The sequence below is a fragment of the Salinivibrio sp. MA440 genome (assembly GCF_001996265.1).
Classification (GTDB): Bacteria; Pseudomonadota; Gammaproteobacteria; order Enterobacterales; family Vibrionaceae; genus Salinivibrio; species Salinivibrio costicola.
This window is the reverse complement of the sequence record NZ_MUFI01000084.1, coordinates 1-3,949: the sequence shown is the minus strand read 5'-3', so window position 1 is coordinate 3,949 and position 3,949 is coordinate 1. Positions and strand designations below refer to the sequence as shown.

6 protein-coding genes are annotated in these 3,949 nt (G+C 40.4%); 4 read left to right on the top strand and 2 right to left on the bottom strand.

Features of this window, described 5'->3' with window-relative positions; all coding sequences use genetic code 11:
- From BZG80_RS15935 to BZG80_RS15490, 3 genes are all read left to right on the top strand, one after another.
- On the top strand, positions 1 to 337 hold a 337-nt coding region (locus tag BZG80_RS15935; protein WP_158011564.1), incomplete at its 5' end, for a hypothetical protein.
- A gap of 137 nt (positions 338 to 474) precedes the next feature.
- Positions 475 to 2,160 (top strand): hypothetical protein, encoded by a 1,686-nt coding sequence (locus BZG80_RS15495; protein WP_077679758.1) that lies wholly within the window; start codon positions 475 to 477, stop codon positions 2,158 to 2,160.
- Positions 2,161 to 2,261: 101 nt separating this feature from the next.
- The gene (locus BZG80_RS15490; protein ID WP_077576987.1) at positions 2,262 to 2,576 is read left to right on the top strand and encodes an Imm58 family immunity protein; all 315 of its coding nucleotides are present in this window, start codon (positions 2,262 to 2,264) and stop codon (positions 2,574 to 2,576) included.
- Positions 2,577 to 2,697: 121 nt separating this feature from the next.
- Here BZG80_RS15490 and BZG80_RS15485 read toward each other — a convergent pair whose 3' ends face one another.
- On the bottom strand, positions 2,698 to 2,970 hold the full coding sequence (locus BZG80_RS15485) for a type II toxin-antitoxin system RelE/ParE family toxin (protein WP_077661682.1): 273 nt from the start codon (positions 2,968 to 2,970) through the stop codon (positions 2,698 to 2,700).
- On the bottom strand, positions 2,963 to 3,241 hold the full coding sequence (locus BZG80_RS15480) for a type II toxin-antitoxin system RelB/DinJ family antitoxin (RefSeq protein ID WP_077458086.1): 279 nt from the start codon (positions 3,239 to 3,241) through the stop codon (positions 2,963 to 2,965). Before BZG80_RS15480 ends, BZG80_RS15485 begins: the two co-directional genes overlap by 8 nt.
- A gap of 156 nt (positions 3,242 to 3,397) precedes the next feature.
- Between BZG80_RS15480 and BZG80_RS15475 the strand changes: the two genes are divergently transcribed.
- On the top strand, positions 3,398 to 3,889 hold the full coding sequence (locus tag BZG80_RS15475; RefSeq protein WP_077661668.1) for a plasmid fertility inhibition factor family protein: 492 nt from the start codon (positions 3,398 to 3,400) through the stop codon (positions 3,887 to 3,889).
- Positions 3,890 to 3,949: the final 60 nt, after the last annotated feature.

Sequence of the window (3,949 nt, the reverse complement as noted above, 5' to 3'; positions counted from 1 at the left end):
CAACATATCAGATACTTATACAAATGCTGAACTCTGTGAGAGTTATTGCCTAGATCCCGTATCAGGCCGTGAGTTAGATGTAATTATTGACTATGAAAAAATTGAAAAGGAAGTAAAAGAATATTTAGCTCCAGATAGAACTACATTTTTGAAATCAGAAAAGTGGGTTGGTGAAAAAATGCCTATCTTTATGAGTCCGTGGTTAAATAAAAATAAGGAGCGTACGCTGAAATTGATACAGGAAGAGGTATTGGCCGAGATATCGTCATTAGAGTTTCTCACTGAAGAAGATCTAGAGTCTGCGATCGAAGCTGTAATGGACAATAAATTCACATAACAATAAATTTAAGCAGATTCGCAACGCTTGGCATTTTTGGTTTGAATCAGCTTTAGTGTTTACGGCACAATGGTTTAGGTAGGTGGTAGCGTTGCTCACTACTTAATTTGGCGTTATGAACTTAGGGAGGGAGTCTTGTGTCGATCAAATTAGTTCATAAACAGATAGATAAATTTCTCGGCAGCACGACCCCTGAAGTTCTCGCGATTCGAGGGAAATGGGGCGTAGGAAAAACGTTTACGTGGAATCAATTTTTGGTTGACGCTGCACATCGCAATGCAGTTGGCTTGGAACGCTATTCCTATGTTTCTCTCTTTGGTATCAATTCCCTCGATAGCCTGAAATTTGCAATGTTTGAACAAGTTGTCGATATTGAGGTAATTGATCACAAGCCGAGCATTGACACCTTTAGGAAAAGTACAGAAACCTTAGGAAAGTCCCTTGGAAGAAAGTCAATTAGAGTTATCCAAGGGCTGCCATATGTTAAAAACGTTTCTCTTGCTCTTGAAGCTGTTTCATTTCTTTCCTTGAAAAACACGATTATTTGCATTGATGATCTAGAACGAAAAGGGGATGATCTAAAAATACGTGATGTTTTAGGTTTAGTTTCTCTGCTAAAAGAACAAAGAGACTGCAAGGTCGTTCTTATACTCAACGACGATTCCTTCGAAAAAACTGAGAGTGAACAGCTAGATCGATATCGCGAAAAGGTGATTGACTTTGATGTTCTACTCTCTCCTACCTCAGATGAATGTAGCGAGATAGCTCTTAATGAAGATTTTGAATATTTGGATATTTTAAAGAAAAATGTATTGAGTTTAGGTGTAAGCAACATAAGAATAATTAGGAAAATGCTGTACCTTTCCAGATCTGTAGCTCCTCTTCTCAAAGATTACGAGGCCGAAGTTACCTATCAAGCCATACATAGCCTCGTGTTGTTCGCACTCTGCCACTTTCAACGAGACGATAGTTCGATTCCGTCGATAGACTATGTCCGGCATATCGGATATTCACTTTGGGGCCTTGGAAAAAATGAAGAAAGTGACGAAGAGAAGAAGTGGAATTCTTTGTTACGTTCTTATGATTTTCAAAACTGTGATGAGTTTGATTTAGAGATAGCTGATGCAGTGGTTAGGGGGTTTTATGATGAGTATAAGCTTATTWCTGAAGCTGAGAGTCTCAATCAAAAAATAGTCGCAGACAAAGTAGAGGGCTCGTTCAAGCAAGCTTGGGAAAAATACCATAATACGTTTGACGATAATGAAGAAGAGCTTGTCCACGCTTTGTATGAGGGTTTCAAGAAAAGCTCAAAATATATAAGTCTCCTTAACCTAAATGGCACAGTAGGACTTCTTCGTGATTTGGGGCATAGTGATAAGGCTGATGAACTAATTGAACTTTATGTTGCAGAGAGAGAAGGGAATCCAAAATCTCTTAATCTTGAGATGTACCCATTTTCAGACGATATTCAGGATAAGAAAATAATTCAAAGATTTGACGAGATTGTAAGTAAAGCCGTTGATAATCGCTCTTTAGAAGACGTTGTCAGCAGCTTAGTTGGCACTAACGGATGGAATCGATCTGATATTGAAGTTCTATCGCGGGCATCTGTGGACGATTTCTACACACTTTTCAAAGGCACGAAAGGCCCGCAGCTAGGTCGTTATGTCGAGGTTTGTTTGCAATTTTTCCGCATCGGCAATATCGGCGATAAAGAAAGAAAAGTTTCAGAGAATGCTCGAAACGCTTTAATAAAAATTGGGAAAGAGAGCACGCTGAACCGGAGGCGAGTTTCAAAGTTTGGGGTTAAAGTGGATGACTGATCATAACCAGTGCAGGCACAGCGACGCCCATTACATTGCGCCTTCGGCTCCATTCCATGGGCGCGCGTGCTGCAAGAGCGTTAAAAGTCATCGAGTATCGCATGAATAATTGGAAAGCATCATTTTTCGTCACTCTTACACTTCTGGTCGGTAGTAATCTGTTTTGGCTGTATTCCGCAATTGATGCTGGCATTACATATACATATCAGCAAGTAAGCCTAGATGATCTAAATGATGCCCATAGCTTTCTGGGTGATCTTGTTGTAAAAGGTGGCAAGGATTATTCCCAAAAAGATATTCTGCATTTGGTGCGGCAGTCCTATCCAAATGCATTCATTGTCGAAGATGGCAACAAAATTATCGTAAACAATGTCACGTTCACCTTTGAAGGCGGCAAACTTAGCAAGGTGTACTAGCGTGGAAACTTTTAACAAGGCAAGTCAACCTGACAGCTTACACTCCGTTTGTTTTTATGCGGGAAAAGCATCGCATAGAAACAAACTCCATTACATCTGCAGTTGCTTGCGGCGTTACATGTTATCGAAATAGTTCGGAATGGGTGCCAATTCGAGCCAGTTTGAGAGAGGTGTCATCGACTTTGTAAATCAAAACTAAATCCGGTTTTACGTGRCAATCTCGATAATTCTGCCAGTTTCCAGACAAAGAATGATCAACGTATTTTTCCGGTAGTGTTTCCCCGAGCTGTAATTGTTTAATGGCATGACCGACTTCAACTACATCGGGAATCGAAAGTTTTGCTATTTTCTTGAAGTCCTTTTTAAATTGTCTTGAGTACTCGAGTTTAAGCATTGTCGGTCTTACCGATATTGAATTCTTCGAATAGCTCTTCAATATTGCTGGCGGTATTTGCCTTGCCGGACTCGAGCTCGGAGATGGCTGAGGCTGTTGCTGCATTGGGTTGCTTGACTTTAAGCTCAAAGGGTATGCCGCCGTAATTAACGACCGCTTTGGCAAAAAGCTTTATTGCTTGAGAGGGGCTAAGTCCCATGTTCTCGCAAACGTGAGTAAACGCTAACTTGGTGTCGTGGTCAATTCGGGTGCTCAGCATTTCGTTTTTCATAACATCACCAAATATGTGAATCTGTAATACAATGTGATACAAAGTATAGCAAAAGCATGTGACAATGCCAAGCAGGGCGACCCATTTTTCGTTGTGCCTGCGGCTTCACTACAAATGGGCACCTGTTGGCGGCGTTAAGTTTAAATGGAGGTAAACATGAGCTCTGGGTTACATTCCATAGAAAATGAAAAAGTAATATTCTATGTGGATACAGAAGAATGTGGTCGTAAGTATATGTCGGCCAGTCGATCATCGTATAAGGGTAGCAATTATAAAATCGTCTTTGTCGATGCTATGAAGTTTTTAGCTCTCTGGAAAAATGACCCAGGTAAGCAAGAATATCAACTATCTTCAGGTGATAAATCTGCATGGGAATCAGATTACAGATATCCTGCTGCTGAATATGGATTCTCTCATGGACTTTCTAACCCAGTACCTTTAGCGTTCCCTCATTGCCAAGAATCTGAATATGGTCCTTATGCTTCCTTCAGCAATGGAATTACCAGAACAATATGGCTATTGTCGAAAGGAGCTAAATCATTCCCCTTAGAAACTGACAATGAATCAGCACAACTATTTGTCAAATATGCGGGGGTTGGGAAAGGTATATTTAGTGCTGAAGAGTATAGAAACTTAACAAAGTTATGAAATTGACCTCAATAAGCTGCGCTTCTTTCGGCAATTTATAACGGCGTTATACGCCCATTG